Genomic DNA, 19505 nt, shown 5'->3' with positions numbered 1-19505 from the left:
CACTCCTGTGCTCCGGCAGAGCGATCTATGGGCCGGACCGAATCAGGCGCTTGATTGCGGCGCGCGGTCGCCCGGAAGCAAGGCCGATTTCACGATCCTGGGCCTCAAGGATCCCCTTGGCCGGCTCGTCGCCGTCGAGGCCGATCAATTCAGCAGCGGGCACACGGCGATTGGAGCTTCTCGAGCCGTCCTCATAGATAATGTCGAACATGACAAAGCTACTAAGGATGCGTCTTTTTGGTGGCATGGTGGCGCTCGGTGCAGTCGATCAGCGGAACAGGCGACTGGAAGCGGGCAAGGCGCTTGCGACAATGCCGCTCTCGGCCACGACGCGCTCCTGACCGTCGCGCACGTGCTTGACCCGGTATTCGCGATCGGTAGAGTCGTTTGGCAACAGCCTGACAACGGTATAAGGACCTGAATCGACCTGATACGTCGATCGCCTGATCTCGATCTTGTCGCCAATCGCGTAACGGTGACCTACCATTTCACTCTCCTTGAAATCGCAGGCCACCGACGCGGCAGACCTGCCGGGCGGCGGGTCTGCCACTCACACGATTATTCGGCCTTGAGGTTCACCGCGGACACCTTGCCGCGCTGGCCATTCTCCAGCTCAAATGCGAGCTTCTGGCCCTCATTGAGGTTGCTCATGCCAGCGCGCTCGACGGCCGAGATATGTACGAACACATCGCTCGAGCCATCGGTGGGCTGAATAAAACCGAAACCCTTGGTCGGGTTGAACCATTTAACGGTGCCGCTTGGCATATCCGTATCTCCTGAACTCGGAGGTCACCAACGCGACGACCCATCTGCTCGATCGCAACGGAAGGCCGACTTTGGGACGGACTGGCTGACTGAACGAAACACCGAGACTGTTATATGGACTGCGCAAGCGGGTTTGACCACCCCCCCCCCCCGCGCGGCTCAAGCGAAGGGCTGCGCGCCGAAGCCCTTCGCAAGACCGCCACTCGGCCTGATCAGGTGGCGCCGCGGAATGGGGCGGAGGCGAAGCTTTCCCCGTCGATGCCGCCGTATAGCCGCAATTGCCCGATATGACGACGCCATTCCGCGCCGCCGGATTGGACCAGCACAACAGTGCCGCCGCGCACAACAACGTCGTAATCAGCCATTGCTGAGTGTCCATATCGGAGACCTCGGCACGAAGCCGAGGCTGTCAAGCGACATGCGGGGCGCTGCTATAGACGGATCCGCGTAAAACAGGATGGCTCGATGGGACAACTGACTTGCCTCGGCTGCGAAATGCGCTTCGATTCGGCGCTTGGCCACTGTCCAGTTTGCGGCACGCGACCGCCATCACTGCTGCGTCGGGTGTGGCGCTGGCGCTGGCCGCTGCCGCTTGCCATCGGACTCGCGGTGGAGATCGCATCGACGATGAGCCGGGCCGCGGGCACTGCCGCGATCGGGTCGGACCTCGCACGGGCAAGCGCGTTCCTTGCCGCAACCCTGATCTTCGCCGGCCTTGCGGCGCTGCTGCTGCGCGGCGGCGAATTCGTGGTCGAGACCTGGCAGCGGCGCGCCGGCAGGCGCAGGATTCATAGGCGCCGCGGCGAGGAGGCTGTCCGGTCGAGACGTCGCGTCATCGCTCGTCGGCGCGGCTGACACCGCCCGGTCGCTTGCCGGTTCAAGATGGTCCAAACTGATACTCTACCGGATCCAGTGGATGGCGCAGAGCTTGTTGCCGTCCGGATCGCGGACGTAGGCCAAGTATAGGGGTCCCTGGCTACTGTTGCGCAAGCCTGGCGCGTCCTCGATCGAGGTGCCTCCGTGCGCAACTGCAATGTCGTGAAATCGATGCACCTGCTCGGGAGAGTCGCACTTAAAGGCGATGGTGCCGCCGTTGGCAAATGTCGCCGGTTCGTTGTTGATCGGTTGGCTGACGCCGAAGGTGCTACCGTCATGCCGGTAGAAAAGCCGGATATGGCCGGTGTCCGCCTTATTGCGCATCGGCTCACCCACCCCGAGGGACCCGAGTACCGCGTCGTAAAAGCGCTTCGAGTAGTCGATATCGTTCGATCCGACCATGACGTGATTGAGCATGCGTTTTCCTTTCGCTTCGGTGCGATCCCGGGCTCGTTCCGGTCTTGAAAGACAAGTTGAACCAATTGCTCGATTTCAGCCGGATGGCAACTTTCGAGCAGCGCGGCTAGACTCCGGTCGAATGGCCGCTTTACCTGTGGGTCCGCGCCATGCTATCTTGATGCGATACTGCAACTAAAGTATCGGGATGTCGGGTGGCTATTGTCACCTGATCGATCCTGCTCGTCGACGCCACGGCCGACGATCGCCCCTGCTGTCATGACATCATACCGGAGAGAAAACCCGATGTGGAAACCACGTCCGCGTTCGGCTGCGAGCGCGTGCGCGCGCGCGGCCTTGGCCCTGGCTGCGATCGCACTTCCGCTGCTGGCTGGGTCCGCATTGGCGCAGCCGGTGTTCACCAAGAACGGCGGCGGCACCTTCAGCAACGTCACCACCCCGTTTCTGCTCAACGACGCGACCGGCGCGTTCAAGACCCAGGGTACGGTGCCGTGCCAGGCGCCCGAGACCGGGCAGCTCACCAGCCCGTCCGGAGTCTGCATGCAATACACCCCGAGCATTCCCTTCATCGGCGGCGCGGCTGCGATCTTCGGGCTGAAGGGGGCGCTGACCGACTATGTCAGCCCACCCTTGACCACCACCGGCGACACCCCTGCCGGCAGCACCACGATGGTTGTCACCAACGATGCGTCGCTGAGCAACATCAGCCAGAACGCCAGCGAGAACAGTGTGCCAACCCTGAGCACGCTCGCCACCTCGGTGCTCGGGGCGCTGCCGGCCGGCGAGACCATCGTGTCCGCCTCGACGGTCGGCCAAAACAGCGTGCTGACTCTCTCCAGCCCGACGTTGGCCGACTTGCCGGCCGGCTCCGCCGTCACCTTCACCACCGCCACTGGCGCCCAGCAGTTCAGCGCGCTCGCGGCTTCGGCCGATCTGACCGCGCACCAGGCGGCGGGCGGACAGGCGTGGGCCGCGAACTTCGTGGTCGAGGCGGAGCCCGGCTCGTCGGGCCTGATCCACGGCATCGAGATCGACGCCGCCAACTTCTCGCTCAACACCGGCGGCTTTGGCGTCTGGCTTGGCAATAACGGCAACCAGAACATGAATGTCGGCTTCTATGTCGGCCCCGGCGTCAACAACAAGGGTTGGCTCTACGGCATGCAGAGCGTCAGTGCCGTCAATGACGACGTGCTGTCGACCTCCTCGGCCAACGTGTTTACCGCCGACCAGGGCACCCACAGCGTCGGCAGCTACTATTCCGGCACCTACAGCACCGCGATCCTGCAAGCGGTCAATCCGAAGGGAGCGACCCCGTCGGCGCGGGCGTTGTTCACCATCACCCCGGTCGGCGGCATCGTCGACAGCTCGCCTTTTCCCGTCGGCGCCACCAGCGGCAGCGTCCAGGTGGCGCCACAGGGTAGCACCGGCATCATCCTGGTGTGCAGTGGCACGCTGGCGTCGCTGACCGTCACCCTGCCGCCGAACGCGCTGCCCAAGCAGACCTTCCACATCGCCTCGGAGTGCAACATCACCAGCCTGACCCTGGGCACGCAGCCGCCCGGCGGCACCATCCTGGGGGGGGCGACCTCGATCACGCCGTCGACGCCGATGACCTTCGTGTTCGACAATGACCGGCTGCTCTGGTTGCGCTGGTAGGCTGCATCTACCGCCGGTTGCGAGGCGGTAGCCCGCCCGCGCCGGCTCGCCTATGCTGCACAGGGGAGTGTTACGACAGGACGGAGTGCCGCGTGATCGCCTACAAGCATCTGGTAACGGACCCCGTCTTCGAGTGCGACGGGCTGCATTATGCGCGTCTCGGCGATCGGCGCGCAGTCGTGCTCAAACACATCGACGGCACCCCGATCACCGGCTTCCAGGGCCAGTGGCGGCCGGTGTTCCTTTATGATGGACTGGCCGGCATGTATGTTCTTGCCCTTGAAGAGAAGGGCGCCAAGGCGAGCTGGTTCGTCGCCCCAGACGGCCGGCGGCTTGGCGACAAGCTCACCGACCTCACTGTCGAGCAACGCCAGCGACTGCGCGAGAGTGTGCTCACGCGCGGGCTGGCCTGTCCGGACGGACTGATCGGCGACGGTTTGCAATTCGTCGAGGCCAAGCTCCGCGGCGACATCATCGGCCTTGCCGCGGGTGGCCTCCGTGGCGCCGCAGCATCGCCGTCGCTGGCGATGCTATCCGCGCCAAGCAAGCTACAGATGCATCTGCGCTACCGGCCCGGCGAACAGCGGCTGCGGCTCGGCGAGGGCTGGTCGGTCGATGCGTCGGTCATACCGCGCGCCGTGGGCCGGCTCAGCACCGCCCAAGCCGATCCGGTGCCACCGGCCGGGCGCATTCTCCTGACTCTGGCGCTGGCGCCGGCCGATCCGCCTGCCGACGGCCAGCCGGTGCAGATCGAGATTGCGGTCAATGGAGGCGCGCTGGGCATGATCCGGCTGCATCCGCATTGGCAGGTCGAGGGCGCCGACTTCGCCTTCTGGCTGCCGCCTGAGCGGGTCGGCGGCAGGCGCTTCGAGATCGCCTTTCGTCATTCCGGCGACTTCATGCTGACCGCGCTGAAGATCGAATGCGGGCGGATCGTGCCGTTGGCCGGGCTCGATGCGAGGGACGTCATGCTGCGCTTTGAGAATATCGGTGATAATTGCGAGTTCGGGCTGGTGCAGCGGCAGTTCGGCGCCGAACCGGTGGGCCTGCTGCGGTTCGCGGGCCTGCGTAATCCGCGCCGGTTGTTGCGTTTCCTGGAGGATGATTTCGGCAGTTTCGGCGATCCCGGCTCGCTCGGGGTTGCCGTCATTGGCGGCGAATACTGGATCGTCGACCATGTCTATGGCATCGCCTATCACACGTTCCGTTATCCGCACGAGGTCGCCGCCGAGGAGGTGATCCGCGAGAACGAGGTCAAGGCGTCCTACCTCAAGCGCAAGTTCCGCGAGGACCTCGAGGATGGCGAGAAGATCCTGGTCTATAAGCGTGTGGTCACGCAGGATCCACACGAGATTCTGGCCTTGCACGCAGCCCTCAACCGCTTCGGTACCGTCAACCGACTGCTGTGGGTGACCCAGGCGGATGCCGACCATGCCGCCGGTGACGTCGAATGGATCGGCGAGCGGTTGCTCAAGGGCTATATCGGCCGCATCTCGCTCGAAAACGCCAATGATTTCGATGCCGAAGCCTGGCTGCTGCTGTGCCGCAACGCGCTGGCCGCGTTCGAGGCGGTGCGTCCCGTCAGCGCTGCTTAAGCATCAGCGCCAGCGATCGTCGCATCAGGACGCCGTGCGGCGGGCTCAGCCAGGTGAAGCCGCTGAACCGGCCCGGCCGGTAGATCGCGCGCTGGTGCGAGAAGCGCAGGAAACCGGCCTCTCCGTGATATAGGCCGGTGCCGCTGGCGCCGACGCCGCCGAACGGCAGCGCCGGGATGCCACCGTGCAGCAGCGTGCCATTCAGGGTGGCCCCGCCGGAGCGGGTGCGCGACAGCACCAGACGCTGCAAGGCGGGGTCCTCGCTGTAGCAATAGAGTGCGAGCGGCGATGGCCGCGCGTTGACGAAGGCGATCGCCTCCTCGAGCGAGTCATAGCCGAGCACCGGCAGGATCGGGCCGAAGATCTCCTCGCGCATCACCTCCGAACACGGATCAGGCGCACACAGGATGATCGGCGGCAGCTTGCGCTGGCTGGCCAGTTGCGCCTGGCGGTCGGGGCGGTCCTCGGCATGGCGGAGCACCGAGGCGCTGGTGGGTTCGGCGTCGGCCACGAGGGCGCGCAGGCGCTCGTAATGCGCCGCCGTAATAATGCCGGTGTAGTCGGGATTGTCCGCAAGCGTCGGGTAGAGGGTGGAGGCCGCCTGCATCAGGGCGCTCGCGGTCTGCGCAAGCTGCGCGCGCGGCACCAGCACGTAGTCCGGGGCGAGGCAGGTCTGGCCGGCGTTAAAGAACTTGCCGACCGCCAGGCTGTGCGCCGTGTGCGCCAGGGTGGCGGTGTCGGAGACCGCGTCGGCGCAGAGGATCGCGGGACACTTGCCGCCGAGTTCGAGCGTCACCGGGACCAGTCCGGCGGCGGCGGCCTGCATGACGTGTCGGCCGACGCCGGTCGAGCCGGTGAACAGCAGATGGTCGAACGGCAGGGCGCAAAAGGCGCGGCCGACCTCCGCGTCGCCGGTGACCACGCAGACCGATTCCGGCGCGAAATGCTGCGACAGCAGATCCGCGAGCAGGTCAGCGCACCGTGGCGCGTGCTCCGAGGGCTTAAGCATCACCCGGTTGCCGGCGGCGAGCGCGTCCACCATCGGCATCAGCGAGAGCAGCAGCGGGTAGTTCCAGGGCGAGACGATGCCGATGCAGCCCAGCGGCTGGATCACGGTCCAGGCCTGGCCGGGCCAGAAGCGCGGCCCCACACGATGCCGACGCGGCCGCATCCAGCGTGGCATCCGCGCGCGTGCATGGCCGATGGCGTCGAGCACCGGCATGATCTCGGCAAGGATGGTCTCCGGCCGGGCCCGGTTGCAGAAATCGTCGCAGATAGCCTGATGCAACGCTTCGACATTGCCGCGTAGCAGGGTCTCCAGCCGACCCAATGCTTCCCTGCGAGCGGCGAGGGGCGGATAGGGGTCGCGTGCGGCCGCTTGCCGCTGCGAGGCGAGGCTCTGCCGCAGGCTATCGGTCACGGGGTGACGTCCAAGCTCATGCCATACGGTCCATCATATGGATCTACCCTGGTCATTTCCCGCCGTCGAATTATGCCGTAGCGTTGGTATCCTGTCCTCGCGTGGATGTCGCCTGATGAGCCTTGATGCGGATCTGATCATGGATCGTCGGCGCCTGAAGCGTCGTCTGGCGCTATGGCGCGGGCTGGCGGTGCTGGCCTTTGTCGCGGCCCTGTTGCTGGCTGGGGGCGTTCGCCTGCATGGCCCGGCTGGGCCGCACGTGGCGCGGCTGCGCATCGACGGCATCATCACCGACGATGCGCCGCGGCTGCGCACGATCGAGGCGGCACGCAAGGATCCGGCGGTCAAGGCGATGATCCTTGCGATCGACAGCCCCGGCGGCTCGGTTGCCGGCGGCGAGGCGCTGCACGACGCAATCGCCCGGTTTGCCGCAAGCAAGCCGGTGGTCGCGGTGATGGGCGGTGTCGCCGCTTCCGCCGGCTACATGATCGCGGTGCCGGCAGCGCGCATTTTTGCCTCCCGCGCCACCCTCACCGGCTCGATTGGGGTGATCCTGCAATCGCCCGACGTGTCCGGCCTGCTCGACAAGATCGGCGTCAATGTCGACGAACTCGTCTCCGGTCCGCTCAAGGGCCAGCCCAGCGTGGTCAAGCCGCTGTCTGCCGCCGGTCGCGCCATGCTGCAGGGCGTGGTGATGGATCTCTACGGCCAGTTCGTCGATATGGTGGCGAGCGGCCGCAAGCTGGACCGCGCCCGTGTGCTGGGTCTCGCCGACGGCCGTCCCTATACCGGCCAGCAGGCGCTTGGCCTCGGGCTGATCGATCAGATCGGCAACGAGCAGGACGCGCGTGCCTGGCTCGCCAAGGCCAAGGGGATCCCGGACGCGATGGCGCTACGCGACCTCAGGCCGCCGCCGCCCGGCTCCTGGTGGCGGCGGCAGGTGAGCGGCGTGTTCGAAGGCGCGGCATTTGCGGCGCTTTCCCGAATAATGTCGATACCGAACGCGAAAACCCTTATTCCGCAAGGACTTGTGCTTGACGTGCCGATGGCGCTCTGGCAGCCTTGAAGGCCTGTTCGGGGGGGCAGGATGACCAAGTCGGAGTTGATCGCAGAGCTCGCTTCGGCAAATCCGCATCTGCTGACTCGCGACATCGAGCTCATTGTCTCGACCGTTTTCGATGAGATCACCGCCGCCCTGGCACGTGGTGCACGGGTCGAACTGCGCGGCTTTGGCGCCTTTACCGTCAAGCAGCGCGACGCCCGCACCGGGCGCAACCCGCGTACCGGCGAAGCCGTCGCGGTGGACGAAAAGATGGTGCCGTTCTTCAAGGCCGGAAAAGAACTGCGCGAGCGCGTCAACCAACGCGCGCCGCACCGCCGCGGCTAATACCCCGCACGGCAGTTTGTTCTTGTTATGTTCAAGAAAGCGCCTAATTGTCTCTGTCTCTACGAGGGGATCGGCTGATGCGTGTGGGACCCCGTGCCGCGGCTGTCGCTTTGCTGATCGCTGCATGCGCGATAGCGCACCCAGCCGTGGCGCGCGATCGGGTGCTTCGCTGTGCCACATCACCGAGCCTTGGACAGGCTCTCGCGCCGGAAGCGGCGCCGCCGGGACATGTCGCGCGCGCCGACGGTGGCCGCAGGTTCTACGCACCGGTACGCAGCGCGATGTTCTTTTCGCGGGCGGGGTCCGGCTGTCGCTGGAAGCTGCCGCATCGTCATCACGGCTGAGGTCTCCGCTCTTGCGGGACCGACGCGTTCGGCACACACCACGCGCGGCAAGGAAGGGCAGGCGCCATGTTCAGGAGATCGACCAGCACGCCCGCGGTCAAGACGACGCCCGCTGCCTCCCTCGCTTCCGGCAAGCAGGCTTACGAGGCCCGACGGGCGGCCAAGGCGGGCGTGAGCCTGGAGCGCTGGATGGCGGACAAGCAGAAACGCGCGCAGTCGGAGCTCGACTCCGCCCGCAAGGCTCGCGTCAAGGCGCAGGCGAAACCCGGGCTGCTGCGGCGCCTGCTGGAGCGTGCGCATAAGCCGCTCTGATCACCACACGTGGGCGAGCCTGGCCCATTCGGTTTCGGCTTGGCCGTGCATGCCGACTGGAGTTTGCACCCGGCCAAGCGATGGATGACCGTCGCCACTTGGCGCGGTGGCGTCTGGCTCGCCGGCGCGCCGGAGCCGGTTGGGGAAGCCGGTTCGCTGCTCGGCCGACTGCGTCGGCGAGCGGCAGGGCGGCATGTCGGCTTCGGCATCGACTGCCCGCTGGGCCTGCCGCGCGCCTACGTGCGTCGCCACTGCACCGATATCCTGGGCTTCCGGCATTTTCTTGCCGGTCTTGAGAACCGGCCCGCACTGTTCGACGTCTGCGGCCGCCTCGACGAGGTGAACGGATCGCGGCCGTTTTTTCCGCGGCATGGGAAGCTGGGCATGACCCGCGCGTCGCACGCCGCAGCACTTGGACTTGCGGATGCCGCGTCGCTGTCACGGGTCTGCGATCGCGCCACGCCAACCCGGGCGCCGGGCGCGCCGCTGTTCTGGACCCTCGGCGCAAACCAGTCCGGCAAGGCCGCGATCGCCGCCTGGCGCGATCTCATTGTGCCGGCGCTGCGCGAGCCCGATCCTGCCCTTTATCTCTGGCCGTTCGACGGCGATGTGGCCCAGCTCGCGATAGCGTTCGCGGCGCGACCCGGTGCTGCGGGCGTGCTGCTGGCAGAGACCTATCCGGCGGAGGCGCTCGATCAGCTCGGCCTGCGCCTGACCAAGGCCGCTGGCCGCGGCAGCAAGCGGCGGCAGGGCGACCGCGCGGGGCTCGCGGGCGGCCTGCGACGCGCCATGGACGACGCCGCGATGACCCCCTCCGCCTCTCTGCGTGCCGCCCTGCTGGACGGGTTCGGCGCGGATACCGCTGGCGAGGACCGCTTCGACAGCCTGCTCGGGCTGCTCTGCGTGGTTTCGGTGCTTGACGGACGCCGACTCGATGGCGTGCCCGACGACCCCTGGATACGCGACTGGGAGGGGTGGGTGCTCGGATTGCGGGCGTCAAGCCTGCCCGCATCTGTGGCATGACGCAGGCGGCATCGGTATGCTTGCTGCCTGACGCGACGGGTGGGACGCCACGATGCTGGATTTCGACGAGACGAAAGCAAAGGTGGCGCGTCCCCAGGCGACGGCCGCGACGATCGTGCCCGTGATCCTTTCGGGGGGTTCGGGAAGCCGCCTTTGGCCGGTCTCGCGGGCCAGCTTTCCCAAGCAGCTCTGGCCGCTGACCTCCGAGCGCAGCCTGCTGCAGGAGACCGCCCTGCGCGGCGTCGGCGAGGGGTTCGCGCCGCCGATTATCGTCTGCAACCACGAGCACCGCTTCCTGATCGCCGAGCAGTTGCGCGAGGCGGGGATCGAGGACGCCCGCATCGTGCTCGAGCCCGCCGGGCGCAACTCCGCTCCGGCCCTGGCCGCGGCGGCGCTGCTGGTGGCCGAGCAGGATCCTCAATCGGTGCTGTGGATGATGGCCGCGGATGCGGCGATCACCAAGCCGGCGGCACTCTCCGAGGCGGTCGCCGCCGCGATTGCCGCCGCCCTGAGCGGCAAGCTGGTCACCTTCGGTATGAAGCCGATGCGGCCGGAAACCGGCTACGGGTATATCGAGGCGGGGGCGCCGCTGGAGGGCTTGGCCGGCGTGCATGCGCTGGAAGCCTTCGTCGAGAAGCCCAACCTCGATCGCGCGGTCGAGCTCGTCGCTTCCGGTCGGCATCTGTGGAACTCCGGCATGTACGTGTTCACCGCGGAGACCCTGTTGGAGGAGATGCAGCTGCATGCGCCGGCGGTGCTGGCGGCAGTGCGGCGCGCGGTCGAAGCGCGCACCAGCGACCTGCACTTCATCCGCCTGGACACCGCGGCCTTTATGTCGGCACCCGACATCAGCATCGACTACGCCGTCGCCGAGCATACCAGCCGCGCCGCGGTGGTGCCGGCCGATCTCGGCTGGTCCGATGTCGGCAGCTGGGACGCTTTGTGGGATATCAGCGCCAAGGACGAAGCCGGCAACGTGGCGGTCGGCGACGTGTTCCTTGAGCACACCCAGAACTGCTACGTGCGCAGCGACGGCATCGTCACCGCGGTCACCGGGCTTGCCGACGCCATCGTCGTGGTGACCGAGGACGCGGTGATGGTGACGCACCGCGACCGCGCGCAGGATGTCAAACGCTTAGTCGACCGGCTGCGTGCCTGCGGTCGGCACGAGGCGGTGGCGCATAACCGGGTGTATCGCCCGTGGGGCTTTCAGGAGAGTCTCACCCAGGGCGACCGGTTCAAGGTCAACCGCGTGCTGATCGCGCCGGGCGGCAAGGTTTCGCTGCAAAAGCACTACCACCGCGCCGAGCACTGGGTGGTGGTGGCCGGCGTGGCACTGGTGCTCCGCGACGGCGACGACGTGCTGGTGCGCGAGAACGAAAGCATCTATTTGCCGCCCGGCTGCGAGCATCGTGTCTGCAATCCCGGGCGTATCCCGCTCACCCTGATCGAGGTGCAGTCCGGCGCCTATCTCGAGGACGACGATATCGTCCGGATCGAGGACGATTACGGCCGCATTTGATACCAGGCGTCAGTTGCGCGCCTGCATTTCGCTCAGCAGGAAATCGCGGAACACCGCGACCCGCTTGGACGTGCGCAACTCCTCCGGATAGACGAAATAGGCCTCCACGATCGGCACCTTCACCTGCGCCAGGACCTTCCTGATGCTGGGTCGTTCGTTGACGATGTAATGCGGCAGGGAGCCGATCCCCAGGCCGGCCGCGACCGCATCCGCCATCGCCGCCAGATTGTTGACCTCCAGCGTGGGTGTGCGCCGCTGTCCGGCGGGCTTGCCGATGGTGGCGAGCCAGTCCATGTCCGGGGCTGGCGGATGGTAGGACCCGAACAGCACCAGGCGGTGTTGGTCGAGCTCTTCCGGGCTGGCCGGCGTGCCGTGAGCGGCCAGGTAGTCGGCCGAGGCGCAGGCCGGCATGTGGATGTCGGCGAGGTGCCGCTGCACCAGATCGGGCTGTCGCGGCGGATGCATCCGGATCGCGACATCGGCTTCGCGCATGCCCAGGTCGAGGTCCACATCCTCCAGGATCAGGGCGATGATAATGTCCGGGTGTGCGGCAAAGAAGGCGGGCAGCCGCGGCGTGAGCCAGGCGCCACCAAAGGCGGTCGTGGTGGTGACCTTGAGCCGGCCGGCGGCCTTCTCCTTGCTCTCGGTGAGCAGCGCCTCGGTCATCGCGAGCTTGGCAAACACCTCGCGCACGGTGCGGTTCATCGCCTCGCCCTGCTCGGTCAGGATCAACCCGCGTGCATGGCGATGGAACAGCGGCACCTGCAACGCCTCCTCGAGTGCCGAGATCTGCCTGGACACTGCCGACTGGCTTAGGTTGAGCACGTCGCCGGCATGCGTGAAGCTGCCAGCCTCGGCGACCGCGTGGAAGATTCGCAGCTTGTCCCAATCCATGCTCATGCCAGGCTCATTCTGCGATATCCGCGTTCGAGGGATGAGGTGGATTAGGGGCCTGCGTCATTCCGCGGCCAGAGCCTGGGCCGGGCGCGCCTCCGCCAGGTATTTCTCGGCTTCGAGTGCGGCCATGCAGCCGGTGCCGGCGGCAGTGACCGCCTGACGAAAGATCTTGTCCTGGACGTCGCCCGCGGCAAACACACCGGGCACGGAGGTCTGCGTGGTGCCCGGACTGGTCAGGACATAGCCCTCGTCGTCGAGTGCCACCTGTCCGCGGAACACCGAGGTGTTCGGCGTATGGCCGATGGCGACGAACAGCCCGTCGACGGCCAGCGTCGAGGTGGCATCGGTGGCAAGGTCGCGCAGTGCCAGACCGCTGACCACGGGCGGCGCGCCAGCCTGCAGGATGTCCTCGACGACATTGTTCCAGGTTACCGAGACCTTCGGGTGAGCGAACAGACGGTCCTGAAGGATCTTCTCGGCGCGCAGGCGGTCGCGGCGATGGATCAGGGTGACGTGCTCGGCATGATGGGTGAGGTAGAGCGCCTCCTCCACCGCGGTATTGCCGCCGCCAACGACGGCGACGCGCCGGCCGCGATAGAAGAACCCGTCGCAGGTGGCGCAGGCGGAGACGCCCGAGCCCTGCAGCCGCTTTTCCGCCGGCAGCCCGAGCCAGCGAGCCTGCGCGCCGGTGGCGATGACCACGCTACGCGCCAGATAGATGTCGCCGGAGTCGCCGACCAGCCGGAATGGCGCCCCCGGCGCCCGGGGTGCCGCAAGGTCGGCTTGCATGATCAGGTCGTGGATGATCCGGGTGCCGACATGCTCGGCCTGCCCCGCCATCTGTTCCATCAACCAGGGCCCCTGCACCGCCTGGGCAAAGCCTGGATAGTTCTCGACCTCGGTGGTGATCATCAGCTGGCCGCCAGGCTGCAGGCCGGAAACCAGGACCGGCCGGAGATTGGCGCGGGCGGCGTAGATCGCCGCCGTGTAGCCGGCAGGTCCCGCGCCGATCACCAGCATATCGGTGGAAATCGTTTCAGTCATGGCTCGAATATGGACTCCTGAACCCGCACGATATCGGGGGGATTTGCTACGGTGCAAGCAAGCGCCGACCAGGGCCATGGCGACGATCGCATTTCGTCGCGGCTTTGCGGCTTTCCTGCCGCGGCCCTATATGCTCCGGCGCATGGGATGGAGGATGCGACCAAGGTGACCGAGCTTGACTCCATCGATCGGCGGATCGTGGTCGAACTCCAGGAGGACGGGCGCATCACCAATGTCGAGCTGGCGCGCCGCGCCGGCATCTCGGCACCTCCCTGTCTGCGTCGCGTGCGTCGGCTCGAGGAGATCGGGGTGATCCGAGGCTACCACGGCGACACCGACCCGCATTTGCTCGGCTGGTCGATCATGTTCTTCGCCCTGATCGGTCTGGACAGCCAACGCGACGCGGTGCTGAGCGGCTTCGAGGCGATGGTGGCGGGCTGGCCGGAAGCGCGCGAGTGCCACATGATCCGCGGCGGCGGCGATTTCCTGCTGCGGCTGGTGGCGCGCGACGCGATGCACGAGAACCAGATCACCCGTCGCCTGACCGAGGCCGCGCATGTCAGCCGGGTGCAGACCCTGCAGACAATCCGCACCAGTCGCGATCTCGCCGGCGTCCCGATAGATCTGCGCTGAGCTGGGCGCTGACTGGGGCGCTGACCCGAAAGTCCGTGCCGGCCGTGTCGTTCTGGCTGGCCATGCTCGCGGCCCTCACCGTGTTGCGTCTGCTCGTCGCAGGGCTGTCGCCGCTCTCGCCGGATGAGGCCTACTACTGGACCTGGTCGCATGCCCTCGCCCCCGGGTATCTCGACCATCCGCCGATGACGGCGCTGTGGATCCGGCTCGGGACGCTGCTTTGCGGCGATACCCGTTTGGGCGTGCGCCTCCTCTCACCGCTCACGGCCGGCCTCGGCACGCTGTTGCTGGCATCCGCCTGCAACGACCTGCGCGGCGCCGCCAGGCTGACTTCGCTGGGATGGGACGCGCCGCTCACCGCGTCCGTCCTGCTCAACGCCACGCTGCTGCTCGGCGTTGGCGCGGTCACCATCACCCCCGACACGCCGCTGTTGTTCTTCTGGACCGCGTGCCTGGCTGCACTGGGGCGGCTGCTCGCAACCGGACGCGGGCTCTGGTGGTTGGCCGTGGGCGTCTGTCTGGGGCTGGCGCTGGACAGTAAATATACCGCCGTGCTGCCCGGCGCCGGCCTCGCAATCTGGTTGCTCGCGAGCCGAGACGCCCGGCATTGGCTGCGCACCCCCTGGCCGTGGGCGGCTGCCCTGGCCGCGCTCGCGCTGTTTGCGCCGGTGATCTGGTGGAATGCGGCGCATGGCTGGGCCAGCTTTATCAAACAGGGCGGACGCACGGGCAACTGGCACCCGGCTGAGGCCGCGGGCTACCTCGGCGAACTGCTCGGTGGGCAGGCCGGCTTGGCCACACCGCTGATCTTCATCCTCTTCGTCGTCGGCATGGCGCGCCTGGCCCGCCACCCGATCAAAGCCCCAGCGGGCGAGACCCTGCTGGTCTGGGTGACGTTGCCGGCGGTTCTGGTGTTCGTCCAGCACGCGTTCGGCGCGCGCGTGCAGGCGAACTGGCCCGGGCTGCTCTATCCCGCCTGCGCGATCGCCGCGTCCATGCGCCCGATACTGGCCGGCTGGACCTTGGCACACTGGACCAAGCCGGCGGCCGGCCTCGGCTTCGTGCTGACGGCGCTCGTCTATCTGCAATCTGTCGCCGCTCCGTTCCCGCTGCCGCGAAAGCTCGACATTACCCTGACGCGCCTCGCCGGCTGGCAGACATTGGCGACGCAACTCGTCAGTCGCGCCGCACCGGCAGGTGACTTCGTCATCGCCGACGATTATGGCGTCGCCGCCGAACTCGCCTTCGCGTTGCCGCATCAAGCGGTGCTTGCCGCGGCACCGCGCTGGCGCCTCTTCTCAATGCCGCACCCCGACTCCTCAAGCGCCACGCCAGGCGGAGAAAGCGGCCTGCTGTTGCGCAGCGAGCGGCGCAAAGGCGGTCCTGATCCATCGCTGTTCTCCGGTACGCATCTGCTCGGCACCATCGAGCGACGACGGGGCGATGAGCTCGCGGAGCGCTACCATCTCTATGCCGTCACCATCCGCTCGAGCCTGCCGGCGGAGCTCCGTGACGAAATTGTGAGACTCCCCACGCCCACGCGTTAGCAGTCGTTTAACTTGCCTGCGTCACCATACGTCCGGCGCAGCGCAGGAGAGACGATATGGCACGAAAGGGCGGCAAGAACGGCGGCGGCAAACCCGGCGCCGGACGCGACGGCGCCCGCCCTATCATCATCCGCAGGGAGGAGGTGATCGAAGGCGGCCATCATGGCGGCGCCTGGAAGGTCGCCTACGCCGATTTCGTCACCGCGATGATGGCCTTCTTCCTGCTGATGTGGCTCATCAACGCCACCACCGAGGCGCAACGCCGCGGCATTGCCGCGTATTTCAGCCCGATGGCCGATGTCGAGAATGGATTCTCCGCGTCCGGCATGATTCCCGGCGGCGCCGCCCCGGTCGCCGAGAATGGCGCGCAGCTCGTCGACCAGGGTCCAGCACAGCTGGCGACCCTGAAAACCCACGGCGACGACAGCAAGACCGACAATGATGCCGATCTGAAATACGGCAAGTCCGATACCCCAGCCGCGCCGACCACGCCCACGTCACTGGTCGCCATCGTGTCGGCTGCGGCCCCAACCACGTCGAAGCCACAGATCGCGCTGCTCGCGACACCGCCGACACAGGCGGGCTCGCATGACGGTTCCGGCGGACGCGCGAGCGAGAAGCAGGCGGCCGCCGAGGAGAAGGCCTTGCAGGACGCGGCCCGGCGCCTGCGCGCGGCGGTTGCGCACGATCCGGCGCTGGCCGCTGTCGCCGGCCAGATGGCGATCGATGTCACGCCGGAAGGCCTGCGCATCCAGATCATGGATGCAGCACACCAGCCGATGTTTAATCGCGGGTCGGCGGTGCCGAACCCACGCGCCCGCGCGCTGCTGCAAATCGCCGCTGGTTTCATTGAACGGCTTCCCGAACCGGTCGCAATCGGCGGCTACACCGATGCGGCACCCTACCGTGCTGGCGAACCTTCCAACTGGAGCCTGTCCTCGGAGCGCGCCGACGCCGCGCGCGACGTGTTGGCCGAGTCTGGACTGCCTGATGCGCGCCTCAGCCATGTCACCGGCTACGCCGATCGCAAGCTGCTGCTGCCGGCTGACCCGCTGGACCCGGCGAACCGCCGGATCGTATTGACCCTGCAGCGTCAGTGGCCGGCTCCAGGCCGACCGCCCGGCAAATCCGCCTCCCCGTGAGGATCCGTGCGCGATGCTGATAATCGGGGGCTTGGTCTTCCTGCTGATTTGCGTGTTCGGGAGTTTCATGTTCTCGGGCGGCGCCATTGGCGCGCTGTTCGCCTCGATGCCGTTCGAGTTGATGAGCATTCTGGGTGCTGCCATCGGCACCTTCATCATGGCCAACTCGATCAACGACCTCAAGCACACCGTCGGCGCCCTGAAAAAGACCCTGAAGGGCTCCAGCTACAAGAAGGCCGAATATGTCGAGATGCTCAGCCTGCTCTATTTCTTCGTGCGCCTCGCCAGCACCCGAGGTGTCATGGCGCTCGAGCCGCATATCGAAAATCCCACGTCCAGCAGCGCGTTCGCCAAGTTTCCGAAAATCCGCGCCAATCATCACGCCAGCAACATGATCTGCGACTATCTGCGAATGGTCGGCATGAATGTGGACGATCCGCACCAGATCGATGACGTCATGGCGCGCGAACTGAAGAAGACGCTGCTCGAGGAGCTGCATCCCAGCCATGCGCTGCAGACCATGTCGGACGCGCTGCCGGCGCTGGGAATCGTGGCGGCCGTGCTCGGCGTGATCAAGACGATGTCGCATATCAATCAGCCGCCGTCGGTGCTCGGCGAAATGATCGGCGGGGCGCTGGTCGGCACCTTCCTTGGCGTGCTGCTCGCCTATGGGATCGTCGCTCCGATGGCGACACGGTTGCGCGACGTCGTCATGGAGGAGTCCAAATATTTCGAACTGATCCGCGCCGTCATCGTGGCACACCTGCACGGCCATCCACCGCAGGTCAGCATCGAAAGCGGTCGCAAGCTGGTGCCGACCCAACACATGCCGAGCTTCCAGGAGCTCGAGACGGTGATCCAGTCGCTCGAGATCGCTTGATCCGCTACGCGCAACTGAAGCTGAATGCGTTGTCTGCAAGGTCCAGAACCCGCGGGCTCAACATGCCAGGTCGTGCCGCGAGTGCCGCGCGCGTGAACCAGCGTGCGTCCGACGCGTCACTGGCTGCAGCGGCGGTGCCGCTCACCCATGCGCAAAGTACCGGCAGCAGAATGAAATGGGCAAGCAGTTGCCCGTCCGCGTCATGATGGATGACATCGAAAGGTTCGAGCAGCCGGCAGCCTCGCGCAACCAGGGCGGTCTCCTCGTGCAGTTCGCGCAGAGCCGCCGCGATGATGGTCTCGCCGCCCTCGATCTTGCCCCCCGGATAACCCCACAGTCCCGCATCGGGCGCGTTACGCCGCTGCACCAGCAGGACCGCGCCATCCCGCGCCAGGACCGCGATGGCGGCCGCCACGGGCCGCTCTATGACCACGACTCTCGCATCAGCATCGCCGCCACCTGTTCAAAGCAGCGCGCGTCCGCCTCGGAGAAGCGGTTGCTGCACGGGCTGTCGATGTCGAGCACGCCGACGAGCACCCCCTCCCGGATCAGCGGCACCACGATCTCCGAGCGCGAGCTTGCGTCACAGGCGATGTGGCCCGCAAATGCTTGAACGTCGGGGACAATCAAGGTCTCGCGCCGGAGTGCGGCGGTCCCGCAAACGCCCTGGCCGAGCTTGATCCGCGTGCAGGCGACCTTGCCTTGGAAGGGCCCGAGCACAAGCGTTTGTCCGCCGGCCGCTTCACGCAAAAAGTAGAAACCGACCCAGTTGATCGCCGAGATCCGCTCGAACAGCAGTGCCGCCACGTTGGCAGCATTGGCAAGCATGTCCGTCTCGCCGTCGAGCAGGGCTGCCAACGATTCGAGCAAATCTCCCATCGGTTCATCCCGGTGCTCGTGCATGGTGGCTCCTTCCCTTCGGCCCGACTTCGATTGCCAGACGGACCAGCAGTGCGAGCAGCACACATGCGACAAAGACGAAGAGGTTCAAGCCCAGCCGCATCAGCGGCGCCGCACACAGGGGCCCCGCGACAGTTCCCAGACCGAACAGCAGCAGCACTTCGCTCGCGGTTTGCGCCGCGGAAATCCCGATTGCCTCGCGGTTCACCAGGCCGACACAGATGCCGTAGAGCGGATACTGGGCAAAGCCGAACACACCGAACAGGACCACGACCAGATCGTAACCCAGTGCGTGCGCGCTGAGCGCCAGCGGCATGCAGGTCAGCAGCCCCAGCATGCAGGTGAGCACCAGCAATAGCCTGTGGCCGATCCGCTCAGCGAGGAGCGCGTTCTGGGCATAGCCGAAGGCGCCCCCAATACTGTTCGCCGCCAGCATGAGCGTATCGCCGCCCATCGACAGGCCGGCTTCCATGCCGAACACTGGCCCCAGGCCACCGACCGCACCGGTGATCAGGCCGGCGGCCAGAACGCCGGTCGCACCCAGCGGCGAACGGCGATAGAGCCGCCCCGGTGCCAGCCGGAAGCGAGTGACCGCCGCTGGCTTGACCGCACCTTTGCGCGCGAACAGCACCGGCAGGCTGGAGAGCGCCACCGCGGCCGTCATCAGCACGAACGGCGCACGGCCGAGTGGATCGACGACGTCCAGGCTCAGCGTGCCGCTGAGCGAGGCGATCAGATTGACCATCATGTAACCCGAGAAGGCGCCGCTGCCGGCGCTCTCAAGCAGCCAGCTCTCGATGACGGTAGAGAGGCCGCCGAAGCAGAAGCCGATGACGGCGCGCAGCGTGATCCAGGACCAGTCACCGCTGTACAACAACAGCAGGCTCGCAAACGCACTGAGCCCGGCAAGGGCGACAAAGCTCCGCACATGGCCCAGCGCGCCGAGCAGCCGGCCGACACTCAGGCAGGCAAGAACGAAGCCCGCCGACCAGGCGGAGGAGAACAATCCGATGGTAATCATCGGGGCACCGTGCTCGGCGCCCAGGATCGGCAACAAAACACCCTGCAGGTTGGTGCCAAAGACCAGCAGTGCGACGCTCAGCAGCACGTAACGCGTTGCGGAGGTCGGTGCCTTCATAGCGGCT

23 protein-coding genes and 1 pseudogene are annotated in these 19505 nt (G+C 66.7%); 13 read left to right on the top strand and 11 right to left on the bottom strand.

Annotated elements, in window-relative coordinates; all coding sequences use genetic code 11:
• Positions 1-25 precede the first annotated feature (25 nt).
• From ACQY4K_RS07455 to ACQY4K_RS07440, 4 genes are all read right to left on the bottom strand, one after another.
• Positions 26-211 carry a hypothetical protein gene (locus tag ACQY4K_RS07455; protein WP_428394802.1) on the bottom strand — a complete coding sequence of 62 codons (186 nt, stop codon included), beginning with the start codon at positions 209-211 and terminating at the stop codon, positions 26-28.
• 57 nt (positions 212-268) lie between these two features.
• Positions 269-550: a hypothetical protein gene (locus ACQY4K_RS07450; RefSeq protein WP_428394800.1), complete on the bottom strand. Its 282-nt coding sequence runs from the start codon at positions 548-550 to the stop codon at positions 269-271.
• A gap of 8 nt (positions 551-558) precedes the next feature.
• The gene (locus ACQY4K_RS07445; protein ID WP_428394798.1) at positions 559-765 is read right to left on the bottom strand and encodes a cold-shock protein; all 207 of its coding nucleotides are present in this window, start codon (positions 763-765) and stop codon (positions 559-561) included.
• 212 nt (positions 766-977) lie between these two features.
• Positions 978-1130 carry a hypothetical protein gene (locus tag ACQY4K_RS07440; RefSeq protein WP_428394796.1) on the bottom strand — a complete coding sequence of 51 codons (153 nt, stop codon included), beginning with the start codon at positions 1128-1130 and terminating at the stop codon, positions 978-980.
• 100 nt (positions 1131-1230) lie between these two features.
• On the opposite strand from ACQY4K_RS07440, the gene ACQY4K_RS07435 reads away from it, so the two are divergent.
• On the top strand, positions 1231-1620 hold the full coding sequence (locus ACQY4K_RS07435) for a hypothetical protein (RefSeq protein WP_428394794.1): 390 nt from the start codon (positions 1231-1233) through the stop codon (positions 1618-1620).
• A 45-nt stretch (positions 1621-1665) separates the two neighbouring features.
• On the opposite strand, the gene ACQY4K_RS07430 is transcribed toward ACQY4K_RS07435, so the two are convergent.
• On the bottom strand, positions 1666-2058 hold the full coding sequence (locus ACQY4K_RS07430) for a VOC family protein (RefSeq protein ID WP_428394793.1): 393 nt from the start codon (positions 2056-2058) through the stop codon (positions 1666-1668).
• A gap of 285 nt (positions 2059-2343) precedes the next feature.
• Between ACQY4K_RS07430 and ACQY4K_RS07425 the strand changes: the two genes are divergently transcribed.
• Positions 2344-3714, top strand: a complete 1371-nt coding sequence (locus ACQY4K_RS07425) for a hypothetical protein (RefSeq protein WP_428394791.1) — start codon at positions 2344-2346, stop codon at positions 3712-3714.
• A gap of 92 nt (positions 3715-3806) precedes the next feature.
• Entirely contained in the window at positions 3807-5309 is a 1503-nt protein-coding gene (locus tag ACQY4K_RS07420) for a hypothetical protein (protein ID WP_428394789.1), read from the top strand.
• Here the strand turns inward: ACQY4K_RS07420 and ACQY4K_RS07415 are convergent.
• On the bottom strand, positions 5296-6729 hold the full coding sequence (locus tag ACQY4K_RS07415; protein ID WP_428394787.1) for an aldehyde dehydrogenase family protein: 1434 nt from the start codon (positions 6727-6729) through the stop codon (positions 5296-5298). The two genes, ACQY4K_RS07420 and ACQY4K_RS07415, sit on opposite strands and share 14 nt — an antisense overlap.
• 115 nt (positions 6730-6844) lie before the next feature.
• Here ACQY4K_RS07415 and sppA point away from each other — a divergent pair, with 115 nt between their 5' ends.
• From sppA to ACQY4K_RS07385, 6 genes and pseudogenes are all read left to right on the top strand, one after another.
• A complete protein-coding gene (gene sppA, locus ACQY4K_RS07410; RefSeq protein ID WP_428394786.1) occupies positions 6845-7795 on the top strand; it encodes a signal peptide peptidase SppA in 951 nt (316 codons plus the stop codon).
• 9 nt (positions 7796-7804) lie between these two features.
• Positions 7805-8116 (top strand): annotated as a pseudogene (locus tag ACQY4K_RS07405) (integration host factor subunit beta); the annotation flags it as partial.
• 77 nt (positions 8117-8193) lie between these two features.
• Positions 8194-8460, top strand: a complete 267-nt coding sequence (locus ACQY4K_RS07400; RefSeq protein WP_428394784.1) for a hypothetical protein — start codon at positions 8194-8196, stop codon at positions 8458-8460.
• Positions 8461-8526: 66 nt separating this feature from the next.
• The gene (locus tag ACQY4K_RS07395; protein WP_428394782.1) at positions 8527-8772 is read left to right on the top strand and encodes a hypothetical protein; all 246 of its coding nucleotides are present in this window, start codon (positions 8527-8529) and stop codon (positions 8770-8772) included.
• Between the two features lie 9 nt (positions 8773-8781).
• Positions 8782-9795 (top strand): hypothetical protein, encoded by a 1014-nt coding sequence (locus ACQY4K_RS07390; protein WP_428394780.1) that lies wholly within the window; start codon positions 8782-8784, stop codon positions 9793-9795.
• Between the two features lie 52 nt (positions 9796-9847).
• On the top strand, positions 9848-11317 hold the full coding sequence (locus tag ACQY4K_RS07385; RefSeq protein ID WP_428394778.1) for a mannose-1-phosphate guanylyltransferase/mannose-6-phosphate isomerase: 1470 nt from the start codon (positions 9848-9850) through the stop codon (positions 11315-11317).
• 9 nt (positions 11318-11326) lie between these two features.
• On the opposite strand, the gene ACQY4K_RS07380 is transcribed toward ACQY4K_RS07385, so the two are convergent.
• Positions 11327-12211, bottom strand: coding sequence for a LysR family transcriptional regulator (locus ACQY4K_RS07380; protein ID WP_428396017.1), 885 nt, complete (start codon positions 12209-12211; stop codon positions 11327-11329).
• A gap of 63 nt (positions 12212-12274) precedes the next feature.
• Complete coding sequence (gene trxB, locus ACQY4K_RS07375; RefSeq protein WP_428394776.1) at positions 12275-13258, bottom strand: thioredoxin-disulfide reductase; 984 nt, start codon at positions 13256-13258, stop codon at positions 12275-12277.
• A 147-nt stretch (positions 13259-13405) separates the two neighbouring features.
• On the opposite strand from trxB, the gene ACQY4K_RS07370 reads away from it, so the two are divergent.
• Genes ACQY4K_RS07370 through motA form a run of 4 tightly spaced genes read left to right on the top strand, consistent with a single transcriptional unit; the run spans position 13406 to position 17460 of the window.
• Positions 13406-13891, top strand: coding sequence for an Lrp/AsnC family transcriptional regulator (locus ACQY4K_RS07370; protein WP_428396015.1), 486 nt, complete (start codon positions 13406-13408; stop codon positions 13889-13891).
• Positions 13892-13926: 35 nt separating this feature from the next.
• On the top strand, positions 13927-15438 hold the full coding sequence (locus ACQY4K_RS07365) for an ArnT family glycosyltransferase (RefSeq protein ID WP_428394774.1): 1512 nt from the start codon (positions 13927-13929) through the stop codon (positions 15436-15438).
• A gap of 56 nt (positions 15439-15494) precedes the next feature.
• Entirely contained in the window at positions 15495-16580 is a 1086-nt protein-coding gene (locus ACQY4K_RS07360) for a flagellar motor protein MotB (protein WP_428394773.1), read from the top strand.
• 13 nt (positions 16581-16593) lie between these two features.
• A complete protein-coding gene (gene motA, locus ACQY4K_RS07355; RefSeq protein WP_428394771.1) occupies positions 16594-17460 on the top strand; it encodes a flagellar motor stator protein MotA in 867 nt (288 codons plus the stop codon).
• 4 nt (positions 17461-17464) lie between these two features.
• Here the strand turns inward: motA and ACQY4K_RS07350 are convergent, their stop codons facing one another.
• Genes ACQY4K_RS07350 through ACQY4K_RS07340 form a run of 3 tightly spaced genes read right to left on the bottom strand, consistent with a single transcriptional unit; the run spans position 17465 to position 19498 of the window.
• Positions 17465-17875, bottom strand: coding sequence for an NUDIX hydrolase (locus ACQY4K_RS07350; RefSeq protein ID WP_428394769.1), 411 nt, complete (start codon positions 17873-17875; stop codon positions 17465-17467).
• An 8-nt stretch (positions 17876-17883) separates the two neighbouring features.
• A complete protein-coding gene (locus ACQY4K_RS07345; protein WP_428394767.1) occupies positions 17884-18339 on the bottom strand; it encodes a GAF domain-containing protein in 456 nt (151 codons plus the stop codon).
• A gap of 4 nt (positions 18340-18343) precedes the next feature.
• On the bottom strand, positions 18344-19498 hold the full coding sequence (locus tag ACQY4K_RS07340; protein ID WP_428394765.1) for an MFS transporter: 1155 nt from the start codon (positions 19496-19498) through the stop codon (positions 18344-18346).
• Between the last annotated feature and the right edge of the window lie 7 nt (positions 19499-19505).

The organism is Lichenicoccus sp., assembly GCF_965276875.1.
In the GTDB taxonomy this organism is placed as follows: Bacteria; Pseudomonadota; Alphaproteobacteria; order Acetobacterales; family Acetobacteraceae; genus Lichenicoccus.
The sequence above is the reverse complement of the archived record's forward strand: the minus strand, read 5'-3'. Positions and strand labels throughout refer to the sequence as shown.